This is a genomic window from Dyadobacter chenwenxiniae (assembly GCF_022869785.1).
Taxonomy (GTDB): Bacteria; Bacteroidota; Bacteroidia; order Cytophagales; family Spirosomataceae; genus Dyadobacter; species Dyadobacter chenwenxiniae.
Genome location: NZ_CP094997.1, coordinates 6732759 through 6754318, shown reverse-complemented (window position 1 = coordinate 6754318; position 21560 = coordinate 6732759). Strand labels below are relative to the sequence as shown.

Sequence of the window (21560 nt, the reverse complement as noted above, 5' to 3'; positions counted from 1 at the left end):
GTTAGTGATAAAATTATATTGGCCAAAAATACAGAAGAAAGTGTTTGTCAAACCTAAAACTTTTTACCTTCCCTAATATTTGCCCTACACGTTTTTCAATGATCCGAATTATTAGAAAATCCCTTATGATATTATTTATTTTGCTGGCTTTGCTTGTCATGGCCGGTTACATTTTTTTGCAGCGCCCACAGTTTGGCCGACAACCTTCCGGCGAAAGATTGGAATTGATTAAAAATTCACCGAACTACAAAGACGGCAAATTTCAGAATGAGAGTTATACGCCAGATTTGGCAGAGGGCCACAGTTATTCAAAAGTGCTCGTTAAATTCTTTTTTGGTAAAAGCAAATACAACATTCCCGGAGCAACCATTCCATCGCAAAAGACTGATTTATTGCATTTAGACCCCAGTGAGAACGTTTTAGTCTGGTTTGGACATTCATCCTATTTCTTGCAGATGGATGGCAAAACATTCCTCGTCGATCCTGTTTTTAGCGGCAGCGCTTCTCCCGTCCACTTCACGACGCCCAGTTTCAAGGGCTCCGATGTTTATGCCGTAGAAGATTTTCCGGCCATTGATTATCTTATGATTTCGCACGATCACTGGGACCATTTGGATTACACGACGATTTTAAAGCTGAAATCAAAAGTTAAGAAAGTGATAACCGGCCTCGGCACCGGCGAGCATTTTGAACATTGGGGTTATAACAAAAACATGCTGATTGAAAAAGATTGGAACCAGGGAGCGGATCTTGGTGACGGATTTCGGGTCGATATAACGCCGGGAAGGCATTTTTCCGGTCGCGGCCTTAGTCGCAATAAGGCACTTTGGGTTTCATTCGTGCTACAAACCCCGACCATGAAAGTTTTCATTGGCGGCGACTCGGGTTATGACCAGCATTTCAAAAGAATCGGAGACAAATTCGGCCCGTTCGACCTCGCGATCCTGGAATGCGGCCAATATAACGAAGCCTGGAAATACATCCACATGATGCCCGAAGAAACCGTCACCGCCGCGCGCGAGCTAAAAGCCACCAAACTGATGCCTGTCCACTGGTCCAAATTCTCCCTTGCCCTCCACGACTGGAACGAACCCATCCAAAGAGCCACTCTCGAAGCCAGGAAGCAAAACATGCCGCTGGTTACGCCCATGATCGGGCAGAAGGTCAATTTGAAGGGAGAGAATGTGTTTACCGATTGGTGGAAGCATGTGGCGTTGCAGCCGGAAAATTAGCGGGAGTTACCGGAGGGACATTGGAATTGCGAATGTGTCGGGAAGTTTTGAAATTGGGATTCTATACAAAACACTTGTAACTATGAATCAGGAACTTGTTGATAAGGTTAGGGCGTATGTGGCGGCAAAACGGGAAGAAATAAATAACTCTACTGATCCTCGGCAAGCGTCTATTGACCGTTTAAAGAAACTCGGTTATCTCGATGAAAATGGGGAGGTTGCTGAACATTATCGCGGCGGCATTCCTGATGACTGGGAGAAAAATAAAGCTTGAATTTAAGCCTGTAACACACACTAAGTTGAATGCATCCATTTCATTACTGTGACGTAACTGTCTACGGTTTTCACGGCTGTCACATAGACGTGAAAAATAAAATTCTTTACGGACTAACTAAGTTTGAAAAAAGTGCTAATCGTTATGATTGGTTAGGGTCTGGCGTTTATTTTTGGGAGAACGATATACAGCGAGCTCAAAGTTGGGCCGAGGAAATGCACGGAAAACGCGCAGCAGTTATAGGCGCAAAAATTCAGTTGGGACATTGTTTTGATATATCCAACTCTTCCGCAAAAGAGATTTTGAGAATTGCCTATGCTGATCTCTGTAAGGACTTGATAAACTCGGATGCTGCAATTCCTGTGAATAGACCGCATCCCAAGGCAAAAGGGAATCCTGATGATAATGTTTTAAGATATCTTGATAGGGTCGTTATTGAACACGCAATGATACTTGTAGGCGATAACGAGCCGAGTCTTTTCTACGACACCGTTCGCGCTCCTTTTCAAGAAGGTTTCCCCGTCTACCCAGGCAGCGCATTTCGCGAGCACGATCACATCCACTTATGCGTTAGAAATGCTGAGTTGCTGGTTGATTTGTTTGATCCGGAAGAGGTGGATTAACATAGTTTATTGAGGTACTATTCCACAAATTCAAATTTAAAATCGCAAGCTTTGACATGTCGCCATTCCTGGTGATTCTGCCCTTCATTCTCAATAAAGTCTTCCAACAAATCTTTAAGATTAATGCTAATCTCCTCCAATGTTCTGCCGCTGGTTACCGGCAAGTAGCCTGAATGTTTTCAATGCGTCCCCACAGCTCGTTATCACCTTTCTCAATAATAACTATCAGCTTCATACTAGTAAATCAAGAATGTACATTTGCAAATAAAGTAACATTTTTGTTACTTTAAAATTATTAACACACTATAATAATTTCTGATGACTGCCAAAGAAGCTCTCAAATTGCTTAAACATGACGGTTGGTATGAAAAGATGCAGAAAGGAAGTCATTTGCAATTGATCCACCCTTTTAAAGAAGGGAAAATAACAATTCCAATGCATAGTGGAGATCTCAAACCAGCAACACAGCACAGCATATTAAAAAAGGCTGGGCTGAAATGATAAAACGTTATATGAAAAGCAAGAAAAATATTGAAAATAGCTCTCAACCTGATGTAGACAAATCAATAATCAAATTGATCGTCGAAGGAGAAGAAGGTTCTCTTTGGGGTCGAGTTGAATACGAGGATAATTTAATTGTAGATGAAGCTGATTCTATTGAGCAGTTGCAAAAACAAATGGCAAATCTGCTGCTAGATTTCCATGATCTTGATCCGAAAAGCTATGAATTTTTCATAGAATTTGATCTTACAGCATTTTTCATTGAATTTGATTTTTTGAAAATGACCAAAATTGCCGAATTATCCGGCTTAAACGGCAGCCTTGTCAGGCAATATGCAACGGGGAAAAAGCATCCATCAGCAAAACAAGCCGAGAAAATTGAAAATGCCGTGAAGCAACTCGCACAACAGCTTTCTAATGTTCACATCTATGCTCGATGAAGTGAATTTACTAGTGCTGACTATTATCGCAAGTATAAAGATAAAATTTAACCCTTCCGCAACTCCTCAACCTGCTTCTCCAACTCGCGAATCCGATCTTCCTGCCTTAAAGCCTTCCGCTGCAATTCGATAAACTCGTCTTTGGTAATGGTTATTTGATCAGTTGGATTTGGTTGCTTTATAAAAACCGGTTCTTCTCCTCCTTCACCAAGCAGCAGCCAATACGGGCTAACTTCAAAAATTTTGACGATTTGACCGACTGCATCTGCTGTAAAGTTACCATTCCCCTTTTCAAGCCTGTTATAAGTCGCTTGCGAAACACCAATCCTCTTTGCGAACTGAGTTTCGCTTAGATTTAGATTTTCCCGCAACTTTTTAACTCTAATTATTTTAAACATTCAAAATAACGAATCATTTAAACTTAAAATGATTTGATATAAATCAAAATGAGTTATATTTGTAAAACACAATCTGTCTACTGCAAATTACACATATTATACAAATGGAAACAACTACGAAGCGCCAACCGGCAATGCCTATTAAGCAACGATTACTCATTCGTTTTCGCAAAGCCAAGGAGATGGCTGGCCCGAAATGGAGGGACAAGCTTGCCAAACATGATCCGTTTTTTGATACGAGAACTGGCGAGGCTTACATGCGGTCTGTTGCACAAGCCCTTTCAGATCCTAGACGTGGTGATGTTGACCGGATTGAATGTGTGACTTTGGCTTTGGAGGAAATTGCGGGGATTAATCAAATAAATTTTTAAAATACCGCTCAGGATCATCCAATAAGCTTTTGGTGAGCTGATAATGGTTTGTTTCTGTGTATTTTATTTCTTCAACAGGCGACTTGTCGAAGTCGAAAATTACCGCGCCGGGATAGGTTAAGAGGATTGGAGAATGTGTTGCTATGATGAATTGTGCATTGCCGGCACGTTCTAAACTGTTAATGATCGACATGAATGCAAGCTGCCGTTGTGGCGAAAGCGCTGCTTCGGGCTCATCGAGCAGATAAATACCCCGATTAAATTTATTTAAAAACAATGATAAAAATGCCTCGCCATGCGATTGCGCATGGAGTGATTTGCCTCCATATGCGTCCGAAAGATCATTTGCATCAACATAAGTAGCGAAATTGAAGAAGCTTTCCGCCCGCATGAAAAAGCCGTTGGTGATTCGTTTTGGTCGCCAGGAAAGCCTCAAAAAGTTTGCAAGGTTTGATTCGGTTTCGTAAAATTCGTAGGAGTGATTTTGATTTCCTCCGGCTGGATTGAAGCCACATTTGATTGCTATCGCTTCCAGGATTGTTGATTTTCCGGAGCCATTTTCGCCGACGAAGAACGTTACATTGGAATCGAATTCCAGGTCCAGGCCATTGGCCAGGACTGGGATGTTGAATGGATATTCGGATGGGTCGCCAAGATCGGTTGTGATGGCGTTGGTCAAGAATGGCATAATCGCAACATCATGTGTGAAGGTAAAGGACAACAAAAAAACCGCTTTAAAAAAGCGGTTTTTGTAGTTTCTGAAAGCGCATTTCGCGCGGTTATGTGACCCATAGGGGAATCGAACCCCTGTTTCAACCGTGAAAGGGTCGTGTCCTAACCGCTAGACGAATGGGCCGACTGGTCTCCTACTTCGCGCGTTTTTTAAGCACTTTCTTTCACTTTTCGTTTCCGTTTTCCGAAATCGTGGTGCAAAGATGCACGGCTGGTTTTTAAATTCCAAACTTACACTTGAAATAAAATAAAAGTATTTCGCACCTGCCTCATTTCCAGAACCTTCAATCTGAAAGTTTTTTTATTCAACCGCCGATAACATTAAATTGAGCTAACTTTCTAATTTTGGACTTTGGCGTTTTTTACCCAGTCCATAATACTATGATGCGATATATCTCCTATTCCCTATTTTTCCTGCTTTCTCATTTTACCATTGCCCAAAACAAAACGCCGGACGAATTCCTCGGCTATCCGCTCGGCTCCAAATTTGCTTACCATTCCCAAATCATAGATTATATCAAGTTACTGCAATCGCAGAATGCAGATCGCGTTAAGCTTGTGCAATATGGAAGCACCAATGAAGGGCGGCCGCTCGTGGTTGCGTTTATTTCTTCGCCTGAGAACATTGCGAATCTTGAAAAGATCCGTACGAATCATTTGAAAAGCATCAAGTTGCTCGACGGCAAACCAGATGCTGCCACGCCGCCGATTGTTTGGATGAGTTACAATGTGCATGGAAATGAATCGGTTTCGGCCAATACGAGCATGAAAGTGGTTTATGAGCTGCTGAACAAGCAAAATGTGCTGACGCAGGACTTCCTGAAAAACATGGTCGTTATGATCGATCCTTGTATCAATCCGGATGGCTATGAGCGCTATACGCAGTGGTATAACCGTGTGCAAAATGCCACTCCGGACGTTACGCCGTTCGCATTGGAGCATGACGAGCCATGGCCGGGCGGACGTTTTAACCATTATTTATTTGACCTTAACCGCGATTGGGCCTGGCAAACACAAAAGGAAACCAAAGAAAGAATTGCACTTTACAATCAGTGGATGCCGCATTTCCATGCTGATTTCCACGAAATGGGCCATAGCAGAAGTTACTATTTCCCACCAGCTGCCCGCCCTTTTCATAAGGATGTTACGGCCTGGCAGCGCCAGTTCAATGATCTGATCGGAGAATATTGCCGAAAATATTTTGACAAAAACAACTGGGCGTATTTCACGCGCTACAATTACGACCTTTTTTATCCAAGCTACGGCGACACCTGGCCCACGGCCAACGGAGCAGTGGGTGTCACGTATGAGCAAGGCGGAGGCGGAAGGGCTGGCCTGGGCATCGAGCGCAAAGACGAGCACGACACATTGACGCTTGTGAGCCGCATTTCGCATCATTATGCGACGAGTTTGGCGACATTGGAGGCGGTGCTTTCGCAAAAAGAGCGCATTGTTTCTGAATTTATCAAATTCCATGACGACGCAGCAAACGCGCCTGCCGGTGCTTTCAAAACCTACATTGTGAAGTCAAAAGGCAATGAAGAACGCATTCGCTCATTCAGCGATTGGATGGACCGTCAGGGTTTTGTTTACGGCATTGCAGGCAAATCGGCTTCCACAAAAGGAACAGAACTGACAACATTAACTGAACAGTCGGTAAAAGTTGAAAATAATGACCTGCTAATCAGCGCATATCAGCCGAAATCTAATCTTTTAAGGATTCTGTTTGAGCCGAAACCGGTGCTGGAAGATTCGGTAACGTACGATGTGACGAGCTGGGGACTTGCTTATTTGTATGGTTTGAAAGCTTATGGTTTGAAGGAAAAATTAACGCCAGCAACATATCAAAAAGAGAAAATTGAGAATCCGATTCCGGCCACGTCTCCTTATGCTTATTTAGCGCAATGGTCTGAGGTGGAGCATGCAGCATTTCTTGCAGAACTTTTAAAAAATGGTGTTTTGGTCAAAAGCTCAAACATTCCGTTCGAAATGAATAAGGCTTCCTATGAAGCGGGAACATTGATTATCCCAAAAAAGGGCAATGAAAATCTGGCCTTCGACAAACTTGTTACTTCCATAGCAACCAAACATTTTGTAAAACTCACATCGGTTAACACAGGTTACGTGAGCAACGGCGCCGATTTTGGCAGTGATTACATTGCAACATTAAAAACGCACAAAGTGGTTGTAGTAACCGGAGATGGCGTCAACCCAACATCTGTGGGCGCGGTTTGGCACTTTTTTGAACAACAAATCGGCTATCCGGCAACCATGGTAAGCGGTTCGCGGCTTTCGTCTTTGCCCTGGAACGAAATCGACGTTCTGATCCTGCCTGATGGCAAATACTCAGACATTATAGGAGATAAAAATCTGGAAGCATTGCAAAACTGGATCCGCAACGGTGGAAAACTGATCGCTATGGAACGCGCGACGGATGCATTTGCAGGAAAACCCGGATTTAATTTGACCAAAAAAATCACAGACCGAAAGAAGGACTCCGACACATTCAAAAAGTTCGGCGACCAGGAACGCGAAGACGCAGGCGATTCTTCACCGGGAAGCATGTTCCAGGTAACAATGGACACAACGCATCCGCTTTCATTTGGCTGCGGCAAAGAATATTTCACCCTCGTGCGCGACACCTACGAAATGGATTTCCTCAAAGACGGCTGGAACGTAGGTTACTTAGGGGAAACAGGTTACAAAGCCGGATTTGTAGGCAACAAAATAACCGGAAAACTCAAAAACACATTAATAATGGGAGTCCAGGAAATGGGCCGCGGCCAAGTCGTCTACCTCATGGACGACCCCGTCTTCCGCGCCATGCTCTATAATGGCAAGATTCTGTTTAGCAACGCGGTGTTTAGATAATGAGTGAATGACTGAATGATAATTTAATAGACTAATAAGCAGGAGCGATTGAATGGGAATGATTGAAGATTTAATCATTAAAATATTCAATCATTCTGTCATGCAATCATTCAACATTAAAAATATTCACTCATTCACTCATTCAATCATTCAGTCATTCAGTCATTCAATCATTCAAAATATCGAACCGCCAGCTCATATCCTCCAAGCCCGAGCCCGCAAATCATCCCCTTACAACGCGACGTAAGATAACTATGGTGACGGAAGGATTCTCTGGCGTGAATATTGGAAATGTGGACTTCTACGGCTGGTGTGGTTACGGCGGAAAGTGCGTCAGCCAGGGCGATGGATGTGTGTGTGTAACCGCCTGCGTTGATCACAATGCCGTCGAATGTAAAGCCCACTTCGTGGATTTTATCAATTATTGCGCCTTCGTGATTGGATTGGAAGTAATGCAGTTCAATGTCTTGAAAAAGACTTTTCAGCGTTTCAAAATAATCCTCGAATGACTGGTTTCCGTAAACGCCGGGTTCACGTTTGCCTAACAAATTCAAATTGGGGCCATTGAGGATCAGGATCTTTTTCATGCTATACAATCAGATTAACCGTTCATTAGATTTATATGTGGCAAAGCTACATCAAACATTTCAAAAATTATCTTCGGCTGGAACGCTCCTTATCGGGCAATTCTGTGGAAGCTTACGTTCGGGATGTTGAAAAGCTGGAAGAATATTTGGAGCTGGCGAAAATAGACTTGCCACCTGCAAAGATGAATGAAGAACACCTGACGGGTTTTTTGAAATATTTGTCGGAGCTCGGTCTCGCCGCACATTCGCAAGCGCGGATGCTTTCGGGGATTAAGGCTTTTTTTAAATATTTATTGCTGGAAAATGAGATCACAGAAGATCCTACCGAGCTCCTGGAATCTCCCCGCCTGCCCCGGAAACTGCCTGATGTGCTTTCTTATGAGGAAATTGAAACCATGCTTTCAGCCATTGACCACTCCACACCGGAAGGAACGCGAAATAGGGCAATTATAGAGGTTTTGTACAGTTCAGGATTGCGCGTTTCAGAGCTAACCGGCTTACAGTTAACACATTGTTATTTTGATATTGGTTTTCTGCGGATTTTGGGAAAAGGGGACAAAGTTCGACTCGTGCCGATTGGCAAGGAAGCGATCAAATACACTCAGATTTACCTGGAGCACGTTCGGAGTGAAATTGCAGCGGCCAAGGACGCAGAAGACATTGTTTTTTTAAACCGAAGAGGCGGACAGCTTTCCCGTGTAATGATCTTCTTAATGATCAAGGACATTGTGGAAAAAGCGGGGATTCATAAAACAGTAAGCCCGCATACATTCCGGCATTCGTTTGCGACACATTTGATTGAGGGCGGCGCGAGCTTACGCGCAGTGCAGGAAATGCTTGGACATGAGTCGATTACAACCACAGAGATCTATACACATTTGGATCGCGATTATCTTCGGCAGGTCATTACCGAATTTCACCCAAGAGGTTGATTATTTCACTTCTTCTAAAAGCGAATCCAGTAAAAGGGAATCTGCATCCGGCGTGGCGCCCGGCAAGGCGCGATTCAATTGCTTAGGCTTGTTCCACGGAGCAGTTGTGCGGCTCGACATATCATATGAAATGTAAGCGAACAACGCAATAAACAGGATGGTTACAACGATAAATACGCTGCGGCTTTTGTTTTGTTTTTCCATTCTAATCAACGTCCCGCACCTGCTTGGGCGTTTTATATAAAGCAAGATTTCCTGTTTTAGCAGAAATTTCCTCCCATTTGAAATTTTCAAATTCAATAATAGCAACGCTTCCCTTCTTCATCGAACCGATACTCGCACCAGAAATGTATTCAGCAAAATAGGTGATATCCGGGTTATGCCCGAAAAGCGCAAGTTTGGAATAAGTTTCAGGCACTGTATTAACCGCAGCGAGATAAGCCTCCGGACCGCCATCATAGATATCCGCATTGGAAACCAGCGATCCAACGTCAACGCCTAGCTTTCCAGCGGTGATAACGGCCGTTTCATAAGCGCGTGAAGCAGGACTCGTAACAAAAATATCTGGTTTGATATCCATTTCGCGCATCCATTCTCCCATTACAGCAGCCTCGGCCAACCCCTTACTGTTCAGTTTTCTGTCAAAATCTTTTGTCAGAAGAGTTTGGTCCTCGGCGGTTGCATGGCGTACGAGAATAAGGGTCTTTTTCATTTGCTATTTTTTTCAAAATTACAGATTCCTCTCATTTAAACACTTGGCAGTCCGACGAAAATTAGCCGGATTTTTTTGCCACTTAGTGTCCTGAAACGACCTTTCGACATTAATTATTCTACAATCCGCGACAATTAATCCGTATTTTTGTTTCTTACATACCTATGAAATAAAACCCATTATACAGCATAACATGTTACAATTTCTTAAATATGTCCTGGCCACTTTCGTCGGCATAATCATCTTCCTCTTCGTTTCCATTTTCATTCTTGCCGGCATCGGATCTATGTTTTCCTCCGAGGAAGAGGTTGTAATCGAGGAGAAATCCGTTCTTAAACTGGATCTCAACAAGCCAATCCAGGAAGTGGGCGTCGAAAATCCTTTTGCTGAAATAGGCGGGCCATTTGGCGGCGACGAAAATGCTGTTGGATTAAAAGACATTATCGAGGCGCTCAAACGCGCACAGAAAGATGATAACATCAAAGGGATTTACCTCAAAACAGAAGGACCGGAAGCAGGCTGGGCAACTTTGGAAGAAATCCGCAATCAGCTTTTGGAATTCAAAAAATCAAAAAAATTCATCGTCACTTACGGCGAATCTTACTCTGAAAAAGGCTATTACATTGCTTCGTTAGCCGATAAAATTTACCTTAATCCAGCTGGCGGAATCGAGTGGAATGGGCTTTCAGCCGAATATAGTTTCTTCAAAGGCACATTCGATAAGCTGGAAATCAAACCCTTGGTTTTTCGTGTTGGTGAGTTCAAAAGTGCAATAGAAATGTTCTCCCGCCAGGATATGAGTGAGGCAAGCAAAAAACAGTCGTCTGAGCTGATCGGCGCTATTAATGGTAACTTTCTCAAAAATATTTCCGCTTCCCGCAACATTCCTGTTGCCGAATTAAAAGGACTCGCAGATTCACTAGCGGTTGACAATCCAAAGTCAGCATTGCAACATAAGTTCATAACCGATCTTGGTTATCAGGACGAATTGGAAGCTTATCTGAAAAGAAATCTGAAAGTTGAAGAAAAAAAGAAAATCGCTTATGTAGGTGTGGACAAATATCTGAAAGGCGGCAAAAGATCTGACGATGGCGATTTCAATAAAAGAATTGGTGTTTTGGTGGCGGAAGGAGAAATTACGAGCGGCGAAGGTGGTGATGGAAATATCGGTTCGGAGAAATTTGTAAAAGAGCTGAAAGAAATCCGGGATAATGATAAAATCAAAGCCATTGTGATCCGCATTAACTCCCCTGGCGGAAGTGCCCTGGCGTCCGATGTCATGTGGCGTGAAATTCAGCTTACCGCTAAGAAGAAGCCGGTTATTGCTTCAATGTCGGATGTGGCAGCTTCCGGCGGCTACTATATGGCGATGGGTTGTGACAAAATTGTTGCACAGCCCAACACCATTACAGGCTCGATTGGGATTTTTGGCCTGATTTTTAACGTAACCGACTTCATGAATAACAAGCTCGGGATCACATTCGATGGCGTAGGAACCAGTCCGCATGCCGACTGGCCTACCGCAACCCGGGAAATGACGGAGTTTGAGAAATCGATGATCCAGAAAGGCGTTAATGAAGGCTATGAGACCTTTACCAGGAAAGCAGCTGCGGGTAGAAAGATGTCCGTTGAAAAACTAAAAAGCCTTGCACAGGGTCGTGTTTGGTCTGGCGTTGAAGCCAAGGAACATGGACTTGTGGATGTTCTGGGTGGCGTTGATGATGCCGTCAAACTAGCCGCAAAAGCCGCGAAGCTTAATGAAGGCGATTACAGGGTTCGTTACTACCCTGAAAAGAAAAAGCCTTTTGACGAACTGGTCACCAAAATTATGGGCGACAACGAAGAAAAGGCAACAACGAAAGCGCTAGGCGATCTTGCTCCTTACGTCAAGATGTATAAGAAACTCACCAATATGGGCGGAATGCAAACAAGAATGCCGTTCGAACTGGTCATCCGCTAAGCAATTAATCCACTAATAGTTTCCCGGTTTTCTCGTCGATCTCTTTCCGTACAACCAGCACAGCATGCTTGTTTGGCGCGATGCCAATGCCATCCTGCCTGGCGTAAACTTTGGTAAACTCTGCCCCGAAATAGAGGATTATGGAAGAATAATAAATCCATGTCAGTAAAATAACAATGGATGCTGAAGTCCCATAAGCAGCTCCCAGATCTGATTGGCCTAAATAAAAACTGATCACAAATTTGCCAATCAGGAACATAATGGCGGTAAATGCCGCGCCGACGATACATTCTTTCCAGCGCAGGTCACCATCGGGCAGCACTTTAAATATGACCGTAAATAATGCGGTAATAATGGTTAAAACGAGTGCGAGATTAACAATGTAGAAGATCACCACAGAGGCTTCTGAAAAATATCTTGTTAGCTGATTACTAAGCACGTCCACAAGGGCACTGGCGCCAAGGGAAACGACCAGCAAAAACCCTAACGTTAAGATGAGAGAAAAGGAAGTCAGCCTGTTTTTCAGATATTGCAACCAGCCTTTTTTAGGCTTCGATTTGATAGACCAGATATAATTGATTGAATCCTGCATTTCTGCAAAAACTCCGGTCGCACCGATCAACAAGGTTCCGATTCCAATTGCGGCAGCAAGCCCTGACTTATTTGAAAGCTCTGCATTTTTCAGGATTTCCTGCAACTGAAGCGCTGCGTTCGCGCCTACCAAACCTCTGATTTGGCCAAATAGCTCACCCTGAATAGCATCTTTACCAAAAAAAATGCTGAAAACCGAGATGATAACCAGCAACATCGGAGCCAGGGAAAAGATGGTATAATATGATAATGCCGCACTGAGTTTCAGTCCATTATCGTTCATAAACTCATTAAAACTCTCCTTAATTATGGAAAAATACAGCTTTACGTTTTTCATATCTATGTTATCTAAACAATGCCTGTGGGCGATCACATCAAGTTGTTAGACAAATATCCATGCCAATGCAAGCCGTTTTCGCCTGTTACAGCAGCAATCCAGCAAGCGTTGCCGACATGTAGGATGCCAGCGTTCCACAAATGAGCGCTTTGAAACCCAATCGCGCAAGGTCAGCGCGCCGGGACGGAGCCAGCTCGCCGATGCCACCAACCTGGATAGCGATGGAGCTAAAATTAGCAAATCCACAAAGCGCAAAACTGGTAATTACAATGGTTTTGTGGTCGAGCGTGTCCTTCATTTTTACAAGATCCAGATAGGCTACGAATTCGTTTATCACCATTTTTGTCCCCATTAAGGAGCCGGCGGCCTCTATATCCTTCCCCGGAACGCCCATTGCCCAGGCAAAAACTGAAAATACTTTGCCCAAAAGAAAGTTGAAGCTTAATTGCGGAAACGCGAACAGGCCGCCTATCAAGCCAAGCAAATAATCCAGCAACGCAACCAATGCGATGAAGCCGATTAGCATGGCAATAACATTGAAACCAACCTTTAAGCCTTCACCTGCTCCCGCCGCAATTGCATCCAGCAAGTTGGCGTGCGTTTTCTGAATTTCCAGTTTGACAGTGCCTTTAGTACTGGATTGTTCAGTTTCGGGATAAACAATTTTTGAAATGACCAATGCGCCCGGCGCGGCCATCAAACTCGCAGCAATAAGATAGGGAGCGGGAACGCCCAGCGAAATGTAAACGGCCATTACGCCACCAGCTATGCAAGCAAAACTGCCCGTCATCGAAGCCATCAGCTCCGAGTTCGTCATGTTTTTAAGATAAGGCTTGATCATGATCTGCGCCTCCACCTGACCTACGAATGTGCTCGCGACATTGGAAAGTGCTTCCGCCCCACTCACACCCATGAGCCAATAAACACCACGGGCAATAAGGGATACAACGCGCTGCATAATGCCCAAATGGTAGAGCATATTCACCAAAACGGCGACGAAAATAATTGTCGGAATTACCTTGAAGAAAAATACGAAGTCATTGCCGGGACCAAATGCGCGTTGCATCAAGTCCGGCCTTACTAATGTTCCGAACACAAAATCTGCGCCGCGGTCGGAGAACGAAAGTAATTTTTGAACTTTATCGCCCAACCATTGGAAAATAGCCTGGCCTGTTTCCGTGCGCAGAATAAAAACTGCCAGACCAAATTGAAGTGCCAGCCCCACGCCTACTGTCCGGTAATTGATAGCTTTTCTGTTATTCGACATCGCAAAGGCGATGCCCAGGATCAATATAATACCCAGTAGTCCCGTAAATCTTTCCATAAATTGTTAAGTCGCCCTTTGCCAAAAGGTGCAAAATAACAACAAATTAATTGGAAGCTACGAATTGAATAAAATATGGGAACGCATCGTGACCTATTTCACTGCAATGGCCGGTCCCACGGACATTGCCAACTCATCGGAATGGCGATGTACGATTTTCCATTGCTTGTTCTCTCGGCGGAAAACGATCGTCACATGCAAATCGAGATTTTGGCCATTTGCCAGCGTATAATGTTCTTTTTGAAGCACATAACCTTGATCAGGACCGGCGTGGCTGGCGATTTTTTCCAGGGTGTAACTTTTTTTACCGGTGATCTTCTTGCTAAATACATCCAGACTTGCCTCCACTTCCTTCCAGCCTTTGGATTCTTCACTATTAAGACCGCAAAAATTGGTCACATCTTCTGAACGAGACCAAAGTGATTTATAATTTTCTGTATTCCCCTGCGCAAATTCCCGGTTTCCCTGCTGCATTATTACGACCGTCTCATCAAATGTTGTAATTGGCAAATTGACATTGGAAACGAAACTTTCTCTGGCAGGAGCCGCCGGTGAATTTACCTCCCGGGTTTTGGACCTGTATTTAAATGAAGATGCGAGGAGGATGAGTAGGATAAAAACTGAAATATTTCTTTTCATGGCTAATAAACTTTTAATTCTTACTTAGAATCGTAATACAAATATTCAATGTAAAAAATTAATAAAATAGCGTAGTACTACCTGTTTACAGCACATTACACCACCTTATTACGCATTTTAGCACAGAAAAGTATATGAATAGTCATAAAAAAAGGAGAACAGGTCGCCCCGTTCTCCCAATGAACCTTAACTATTAATATTTTAATAACCCAAGACCGGCGAAAGCCATTTTTCAATTTCTTCTAAAGGCATGTTTTTTCTCCTTGCATAATCCTGAACCTGATCTTTAAATATCTTACCCACAGGGAAATAGCGGCTTTCAGGATGAGAAAAATACCAGCCGCTCACGCTGCTTGCAGGGTACATCGCAAAACTTTCAGTTAATGTGATTCCCAGCTGCTCAGCATCGAGTAAATCAAACAGCATGCGCTTCTCGGTGTGGTCCGGACAGGCGGGATATCCCGGCGCAGGACGGATGCCTGTATAGCTTTCCTTGATGAGATCTTCGTTACTGAATGTTTCGTTTTTGGCATAACCCCAAATTTCCTTACGAACGCGCTCATGCATTAACTCCGTCAATGCTTCTACCAAGCGATCTGCCAGCGCTTTAACCATAATGCTGTTATAATCATCGTGATCCTTTTCGTATTTATCCAAAAGCGCCTCGATGCCGATGCCCGCAGTTACTGCAAATCCGCCAATGTAATCAGTCTGGCCTGTTTCCAGCGGCGCTACGAAATCGGACAAACAATAATTAGGCAGATTGGAAGCCTTCTGGCTTTGCTGACGCAAATGATGCAGAACCGCCGCCGTATCAGCCACCAGTTCGCCTGCATTCAGATTTTCCGTTGCGTGCTGGCTGATTTTATATTCAATATGCTGGTGCGAACCGTGTCTTTCGCAAGGCACCTCACGTGTTTCTTCTTCAAAATGATGCAACACAATGTCGTCCTGAATTGCATTGGCTGGCCAAAAACCAATTACGGCCTTGGCTTTTAAAGTTTTGTCGCGGATTATTTCTCCTAAAAGAACCGCTGCATCTTCGTACAATTTGACCGCTTCCGCCCCTACCACTTTATCTTCAAAAATCTTGGGGAATTTACCATGCAGCTGCCAGGTTTGGAAAAATGGCGTCCAGTCGATGTATTTGGCAATGTCTGCCAAGCTATAATCATCGTAAACCTTTGTTCCCAGGAATTGTGGTTTGGTCGCTTTAAAGTTTGTCCAGTCAATTTTCGCTTTATTTTCGCGCGCTTTGTCAATGGCAACATGTGCTTTCTCACCGCCTCTTTTCGCATGATCTTCGCGCAGCTTGGCATATTCAGCCTTAATGTCCGACAATACATTTGCCTGACTTTCATCGTTTTGAATAAGCTTACCCGCAACCGGAACAGATCTTGAAGCGTCCAGAACATGGATCACCGCACCTGAATAGTTAGGGTCGATCTTAACCGCTGTATGTATACGCGACGTGGTTGCTCCACCGATGAGAAGCGGCATTTTTAAATTCCTGCGCTCCATTTCTTTGGCAACGCCCACCATTTCATCCAGCGAAGGTGTGATCAGCCCGGAAAGGCCTATAATGTCGACATTGTGCTCGATGGCAGCGGCCAGGATTTTGTCCGTCGGCACCATTACGCCGAGGTCAATAATTTCGTAATTGTTACAGCCCAGCACTACGCCGACAATGTTTTTACCGATGTCGTGCACGTCGCCTTTCACTGTTGCCAGTAAAATTTTTCCGGCTGAATTGTTACCTTCACTCTTTTCTGCCTCGATGTAAGGCTGCAAATAAGCAACCGCTTTTTTCATCACCCGCGCCGATTTAACGACCTGCGGCAGGAACATTTTACCTTCCCCAAAAAGATCGCCGACAATGCTCATTCCGTCCATCAAAGGGCCCTCAATCACCTCCAATGGTCTGGTGAACAAATGCCTGCATTCCTCTGTATCCTCGTCAATATAATCCGAAATTCCTTTAACCAAAGAATGCGAAATGCGCTCTTTTACAGGCAATTGTCTCCATGAAAGATCCGGACCGCTTTGCGTTTTGCCTTTGTCTTTTACAGTTTCGGCATATGTTACGAGGCGTTCCGTTGAGTCTGCACGGCGGTTGAGCAGCACATCTTCGACCAGTTCCAGCACGTCCTTCGGGATTTCATCATAAATCCCAATTTGCGCAGCATTCACAATGCCCATATCCATGCCGGCGCGAATTGCGTGATACAAAAACGCGGTGTGAATCGCTTCACGAACGGGCTCATTTCCACGGAAACTGAAAGAAACATTGGAAACTCCACCTGAGACTTTTGCATGCGGCAGGTTTTCTTTAATCCAGCGAACGGCATTGATAAAGTCAACGGCGTAGTTGTTATGCTCCTCCATGCCCGTTGCGACGGTCAGAATGTTCGGATCAAAAATGATGTCCTCAGCCGGGAAACCAACTTCTTCGGTCAAAATGCGGTAAGCTCTGGAACAAATTTCAATACGTCGTTCCAGATTATCCGCCTGGCCTTGCTCGTCAAAGGCCATTACAACAGCTGCTGCGCCATAGCGCAACACAGTTCTTGCCGATTCCCTGAACTTTTCTTCGCCCTCTTTCAAAGAAATGGAGTTCACGATCGACTTGCCTTGCACACATTTTAAACCTGATTCGATGACTTCCCATTTAGAAGAGTCGATCATTAACGGCACTTTGGAAATGTCAGGTTCGGAGACGATGAGATTTACAAAGGTTTTCATGGCTTCAACGCCGTCGATCATCCCTTCGTCCAGGTTAACGTCAATCACCTGCGCGCCGCTTTCAACCTGTTCACGGGCAATAGCGAGCGCTTCGTCGTATTTGCCTTCACGAATTAGCCGGGCAAATTTCTTTGAACCAGTCACATTACAACGTTCACCAATGTTTACAAAATTGCTCAGCTGATTGATCTTAACCGGCTCCAATCCTGACAATTTCATAACCGTTTCGGTGGAAGGCAATTCTCTCGGGCTATATTTAACAGCCAAATCCGCAATGACGCGAATGTGATCGGGCGTCGTTCCACAGCAACCGCCGATGATATTGACCAGATTGTCCCTCAAAAATCCGTCAATAACCTCGCCCATTTGCTCTGGTGACTCGTCATACTCGCCCATTTCGTTGGGTAACCCTGCATTCGGGTGCGCCGAAGTGAAAAACGGCGCTTCTTTTGCCAGGATCTGCACATAAGGACGCATTAAATCTGCTCCCAATGCACAGTTCAAGCCAACAGACAATAAAGGTAAATGTGAAACAGAAGTTAAAAATGCTTCCGTGGTCTGGCCCGACAATGTTCTTCCCGACGCATCTGTAATCGTTCCGGAAATCATAATCGGCAATGCTTCGCCGGGATTGTTTCTCCAGGAATCCAAGCGTTCCACCTTACCATTTTTGGCATCAACAAAAAATTTATCAATTGCAAAAAGCGCAGCTTTCGCATTGAGTGTATCAAATATGGTTTCAACAAGCAGCACGTCGCAACCGCCGTCCGTCAAGCCCTTAATTTGCTCATAATAAGCCTCTACAAGCTGATCGAAGCTGATAGCGCGATAACCCGGGTTGTTAACGTCAGGCGATAATGACGCTGTCCGGTTTGTTGGGCCCATGGAGCCCGCTACAAATCGCGGCTTGTCGGGATCTCTTTCGGTAAACTCATCCGCAACTTCCCTGGCGAGGCGGGCCGACTCGAAGTTGAGCTCGTAAACCAGTTCTTCCATGCCGTAATCGGCCATGGCGATGGTTGTTCCGGAAAATGTATTGGTTTCTGCAATGTCCGCTCCGGCTTCAAAGTAAGCAGCGTGGATAGCTTTTATAATGTCCGGGCGGGTCAGTGAAAGCAAGTCGTTATTTCCCTTCACATCACGTGGCCAGTCCGCAAAGCGATCCCCCCTGTAGTCATGATCCTCCAATTTGTATCGCTGGATCATCGTGCCCATAGCGCCGTCAAGTACCAGAATACGATTTTTCAGGATTTCACGAATATCTGCTTTTTGCGTTGCTACCATTGTGTTGTATTTGTATTAACAAAATAATTTATGCGAAAGAATTCCAATGTCAACTGGAAAGCAAATTTAGCTTAATAGATGTTTTGTTCAAGATTTTCCAAAAATTTAGACTAATAGTCTGCCAATACTCAATTGGCTAAATTATTTATCTATATTCGACCCGATGAAAAAGTGAATAAAGATATTCTATCTATGTATAATCCTGACGAAACGGACGCTAAAATCCTGCATTATTTGCAACAGGATGCCACCTTGAAAACAAGGGAATTATCAGAAAAGTTAAATCTGTCTTATACACCTGTGTATGAGCGGGTACGAAGATTGGAGAAAGAAGGGATCATTAAAAAATATGTTGCACTCGTTGACCGGGAAAAGGTTGGAAAGAAGCTTATGGCCTTCTGCAACATTGCGTTGAAAGAGCATTCCAAATCAATGGGGGAAAAATTTGTGAAGGCCGTTGTCGCGATGCCGGAAGTGATGGAATGCTTTAATATTTCCGGGGACTACGACTTTTTGCTGAAAGTTGTGGTCGATGATATGTCTCAATATCAGCAGTTTTTAATGCAAAAGCTCGGCTCGCTCGAAAACATAGGAAGCACGCACAGCCTGTTTGTCATGGGGGAGATCAAGAACTCGTCAGCCCTGGAAATGCACATCCAGAAAAAATAAATACGGCACCGGAAATTCCAGGCCGTATTCCAACTCACCCCTAACAAAATTCTTTAACGTCTTCGAATGTCGGTAACATTCCTATAATTATTTACGCCAGTCACAAAGCAGTTGTTGCAAAACAAAGGACTTTTTTGACCCTAAAACGGCTTTAACGTTTTTTAAGATTGATTTTGAACGACTTGAAAATATTATTGTCAACTTTTGCAACAGAATTATGGCAATGTCCGTAATCCTTATAAAGAATTCAATCCCTGACAATCTGATCCTCTAACTTTGCTCTTCGGACGAAAAATATCTTTTGACGAGAACGACTTTGATACAGTCGTTGCTGCGTGCATTGCTGGCAATAACCAGGCACAAAGACATTTATATAAACAGTTTTTCGGCTATTCGAAAAGCATCTGTCTGCGTTACACATCAACAACCGAAGAGGCGGAAGAAGTTTTGAATGAGGGTTTTTTGAAGGTTTTCAATAATTTAGGTAAATACGATTCCAATCATCCGTTCAAGGCCTGGCTGCGGACGATCATGGTGAATACGGCGATCAGTTATTATCGCAAGCACAAGAAGCACAGCGAGGACATGATTTCCTTGGAAGACGCCCCTTATCCCAAGTTTGAAGAAGATATAATCGGCCAGATCACGGCTGACGAGATACTGGAACTGATCCAGAAGATCAAGCCGGTTTACAAAAATGTGTTCTTACTTTATGTAGTCGATGGCTATAACCATCGTGAAATAGCAGATCTGCTGCAAATCAATGAGGCCACGGTTCGCTCACATTATGTTCGTGCGAGGGCACGTTTGCAGCATTTAGTCAAACAATATTACCCAAATCTCTTCCCAAGTGATTGGGCTGTAAAGTCATTCAGAGGAAATGAAAACTAATAAATTTGAGGATACTATACGCCGGAAATTAGAAAGTATTGAACCTGACTTTCAAGAGAAAGACTGGGCTAATATGCAGCGTTATATGCGAGCCCAAAGTCCTCCAAGTTTCTGGCAGCAACACAGTTCATGGATCGGGTACGCCGCCGCAGCTTCGGTTTCGATGGTCATGGCGTTTATGTATGTGAGCCAGCGCACGCAGAACAATCATCTTACAGCAGATGTAAAAAAACTCCAGCATCAGATCGAAGCCATTAAAAATGCGCCGACCCTTGCTGAAAAACCGGATACGGTATATCTCATTAAAAAAGGGGATGGTTCGGATGAGCTGATAGCGCTTTCCGCAGCAGATAATGACATCCCTATCGCTCCGAAGGGCACATTGGCAAGTCGGAAAACAGTTATTAGCAGAGGAGGAGCTAACGCCAACAACAGACGTGCCGAAAACCTCGCACAACCGGTCTCAGACATTGTTGCTGCGTCTTCAAATCCAGGCCTTGCCAATGTCGACGGTGGTTCCGGCTCTGCGGGCAACAATGATAACTTTGTTCAATCCAGCGCTGGTGCAGAAAGGCTTACCATCCCTGCGGGCATTCAGGTGGGCTTGCAGCAACCCGTCGACATTCACAACAACCGTTTTGATGTGAACAAGATGAAATACAATCTCGTAAACCGCATTTCCAAACACCAGTATCAACAAGCATTGCTGGCTTCCAACATTCAAAAATCGGCATTACCCGCATCCGGCAAGAAAACCGAGCAGGTTGCACAAGCGGAAACTATTATTCCAAAATTGGATCTGAAAGTGCCATACCGCTTCGGGGCGGGCATCGCGACGGATGGTGTAGGCAAGACAAAAAGTGTGAGTGGCGAAGTCCTGATTGCCAGGAAGTTTTCAATTTCAGCGGGAATAAGCTGGCTGAAAGTAAAGCCCATGGAGTTTTTTAACGAGAAGTTGTTCCGCGAAAAAAGCCGCCGGGACTTCCGTGGCGAGCATCCGGGTGAAGTGCCTGTTGCCTTGAAGGTTTATAATATCAGAGTTGACCCAACGGTTGTGCAAATTCCTTTAACCGTTGCATTCCGAAATAACATTAAAGATAACTGGGCCTATTATGCGGGCGCGGGGACAAACTTTACAGTGTCTGCAAAAGAGAAGGTTTCCTTCGATGCCAAGGGTGCGAATTATGCGTATATGAACCAGCATTTCGAGGCAAAATCAGACGTGCCTCTGATCAGTTCTGTCAATTTGACCATGGGTCTCGAAAAAACCTGGTATCCGATCGTGGTGCAGGCAGAGGGATATCTGTACGCCTACTTCAACCAGCTTACACCACTGAGCCAGTCCGCAGGACCAGGCGTCAAGGTTAAGCTGATGTATCAGATAGGGGGAAAAATGTAAACAGCCAACTTCAACTTTCAGGAATAATAAGTAGAATGTTGTTCCTTAAAG

At 44.3% G+C, this 21560-nt stretch carries 21 protein-coding genes and 1 tRNA gene; 12 read left to right on the top strand and 10 right to left on the bottom strand.

The window, feature by feature from the left end; all coding sequences use genetic code 11:
• Positions 1–125 precede the first annotated feature (125 nt).
• The 5 genes from MUK70_RS29030 to MUK70_RS29010 all read left to right on the top strand — a co-directional run bounded on the left by MUK70_RS29030 (position 126) and on the right by MUK70_RS29010 (position 3070).
• Positions 126–1232 carry an MBL fold metallo-hydrolase gene (locus MUK70_RS29030; RefSeq protein ID WP_234657906.1) on the top strand — a complete coding sequence of 369 codons (1107 nt, stop codon included), beginning with the start codon at positions 126–128 and terminating at the stop codon, positions 1230–1232.
• Between the two features lie 82 nt (positions 1233–1314).
• Positions 1315–1506 carry a hypothetical protein gene (locus MUK70_RS29025; protein WP_234657905.1) on the top strand — a complete coding sequence of 64 codons (192 nt, stop codon included), beginning with the start codon at positions 1315–1317 and terminating at the stop codon, positions 1504–1506.
• 89 nt (positions 1507–1595) lie between these two features.
• The gene (locus MUK70_RS29020) at positions 1596–2129 is read left to right on the top strand and encodes a hypothetical protein (RefSeq protein ID WP_234657904.1); all 534 of its coding nucleotides are present in this window, start codon (positions 1596–1598) and stop codon (positions 2127–2129) included.
• 318 nt (positions 2130–2447) lie between these two features.
• Entirely contained in the window at positions 2448–2630 is a 183-nt protein-coding gene (locus tag MUK70_RS29015) for a type II toxin-antitoxin system HicA family toxin (protein ID WP_234657903.1), read from the top strand.
• 11 nt (positions 2631–2641) lie between these two features.
• Complete coding sequence (locus MUK70_RS29010; RefSeq protein ID WP_234603831.1) at positions 2642–3070, top strand: hypothetical protein; 429 nt, start codon at positions 2642–2644, stop codon at positions 3068–3070.
• Between the two features lie 47 nt (positions 3071–3117).
• Here the strand turns inward: MUK70_RS29010 and MUK70_RS29005 are convergent, their stop codons facing one another.
• Positions 3118–3468 carry a helix-turn-helix domain-containing protein gene (locus MUK70_RS29005; RefSeq protein WP_234657902.1) on the bottom strand — a complete coding sequence of 117 codons (351 nt, stop codon included), beginning with the start codon at positions 3466–3468 and terminating at the stop codon, positions 3118–3120.
• A gap of 104 nt (positions 3469–3572) precedes the next feature.
• Between MUK70_RS29005 and MUK70_RS29000 the strand changes: the two genes are divergently transcribed.
• Entirely contained in the window at positions 3573–3839 is a 267-nt protein-coding gene (locus tag MUK70_RS29000; RefSeq protein ID WP_234603836.1) for a hypothetical protein, read from the top strand.
• Here MUK70_RS29000 and MUK70_RS28995 read toward each other — a convergent pair.
• The gene (locus tag MUK70_RS28995; protein ID WP_234657901.1) at positions 3820–4527 is read right to left on the bottom strand and encodes an AAA family ATPase; all 708 of its coding nucleotides are present in this window, start codon (positions 4525–4527) and stop codon (positions 3820–3822) included. The genes MUK70_RS29000 and MUK70_RS28995 overlap by 20 nt on opposite strands.
• A 96-nt stretch (positions 4528–4623) precedes the next feature.
• Positions 4624–4695 (bottom strand) — tRNA-Glu (locus MUK70_RS28990).
• 257 nt (positions 4696–4952) lie between these two features.
• On the opposite strand from MUK70_RS28990, the gene MUK70_RS28985 reads away from it, so the two are divergent.
• Positions 4953–7442 carry a M14 family zinc carboxypeptidase gene (locus MUK70_RS28985; RefSeq protein ID WP_234657900.1) on the top strand — a complete coding sequence of 830 codons (2490 nt, stop codon included), beginning with the start codon at positions 4953–4955 and terminating at the stop codon, positions 7440–7442.
• A 170-nt stretch (positions 7443–7612) separates the two neighbouring features.
• Here the strand turns inward: MUK70_RS28985 and aroQ are convergent, their stop codons facing one another.
• Positions 7613–8029: a type II 3-dehydroquinate dehydratase gene (gene aroQ, locus MUK70_RS28980; RefSeq protein ID WP_234657899.1), complete on the bottom strand. Its 417-nt coding sequence runs from the start codon at positions 8027–8029 to the stop codon at positions 7613–7615.
• Positions 8030–8064: 35 nt separating this feature from the next.
• Here aroQ and xerD point away from each other — a divergent pair, with 35 nt between their 5' ends.
• Entirely contained in the window at positions 8065–8961 is an 897-nt protein-coding gene (xerD, locus tag MUK70_RS28975) for a site-specific tyrosine recombinase XerD (RefSeq protein ID WP_234657898.1), read from the top strand.
• Here the strand turns inward: xerD and MUK70_RS28970 are convergent, their stop codons facing one another.
• A complete protein-coding gene (locus MUK70_RS28970) occupies positions 8962–9165 on the bottom strand; it encodes a hypothetical protein (protein ID WP_234603846.1) in 204 nt (67 codons plus the stop codon).
• A 1-nt stretch (position 9166) separates the two neighbouring features.
• A complete protein-coding gene (locus tag MUK70_RS28965; protein ID WP_234603848.1) occupies positions 9167–9673 on the bottom strand; it encodes a SixA phosphatase family protein in 507 nt (168 codons plus the stop codon).
• A 193-nt stretch (positions 9674–9866) separates the two neighbouring features.
• Here MUK70_RS28965 and sppA point away from each other — a divergent pair, with 193 nt between their 5' ends.
• Positions 9867–11633, top strand: a complete 1767-nt coding sequence (sppA, locus tag MUK70_RS28960; protein WP_234657896.1) for a signal peptide peptidase SppA — start codon at positions 9867–9869, stop codon at positions 11631–11633.
• A gap of 4 nt (positions 11634–11637) precedes the next feature.
• Here the strand turns inward: sppA and MUK70_RS28955 are convergent, their stop codons facing one another.
• From MUK70_RS28955 to metH, 4 genes are all read right to left on the bottom strand, one after another.
• Positions 11638–12561 carry a YihY/virulence factor BrkB family protein gene (locus MUK70_RS28955; protein ID WP_234657894.1) on the bottom strand — a complete coding sequence of 308 codons (924 nt, stop codon included), beginning with the start codon at positions 12559–12561 and terminating at the stop codon, positions 11638–11640.
• A gap of 85 nt (positions 12562–12646) precedes the next feature.
• Entirely contained in the window at positions 12647–13885 is a 1239-nt protein-coding gene (locus MUK70_RS28950; RefSeq protein WP_234657892.1) for a NupC/NupG family nucleoside CNT transporter, read from the bottom strand.
• Positions 13886–13978: 93 nt separating this feature from the next.
• Positions 13979–14524, bottom strand: a complete 546-nt coding sequence (locus MUK70_RS28945) for a nuclear transport factor 2 family protein (RefSeq protein WP_234657890.1) — start codon at positions 14522–14524, stop codon at positions 13979–13981.
• Between the two features lie 201 nt (positions 14525–14725).
• A complete protein-coding gene (gene metH, locus MUK70_RS28940) occupies positions 14726–18550 on the bottom strand; it encodes a methionine synthase (RefSeq protein WP_234657888.1) in 3825 nt (1274 codons plus the stop codon).
• Positions 18551–18742: 192 nt separating this feature from the next.
• Between metH and MUK70_RS28935 the strand changes: the two genes are divergently transcribed.
• From MUK70_RS28935 to MUK70_RS28925, 3 genes are all read left to right on the top strand, one after another.
• Positions 18743–19219, top strand: a complete 477-nt coding sequence (locus MUK70_RS28935; RefSeq protein WP_233797213.1) for an Lrp/AsnC family transcriptional regulator — start codon at positions 18743–18745, stop codon at positions 19217–19219.
• 276 nt (positions 19220–19495) lie between these two features.
• Complete coding sequence (locus tag MUK70_RS28930; protein WP_234603856.1) at positions 19496–20110, top strand: RNA polymerase sigma factor; 615 nt, start codon at positions 19496–19498, stop codon at positions 20108–20110.
• Positions 20100–21509: a hypothetical protein gene (locus MUK70_RS28925; RefSeq protein WP_234657887.1), complete on the top strand. Its 1410-nt coding sequence runs from the start codon at positions 20100–20102 to the stop codon at positions 21507–21509. Before MUK70_RS28930 ends, MUK70_RS28925 begins: the two co-directional genes overlap by 11 nt.
• Positions 21510–21560: the final 51 nt, after the last annotated feature.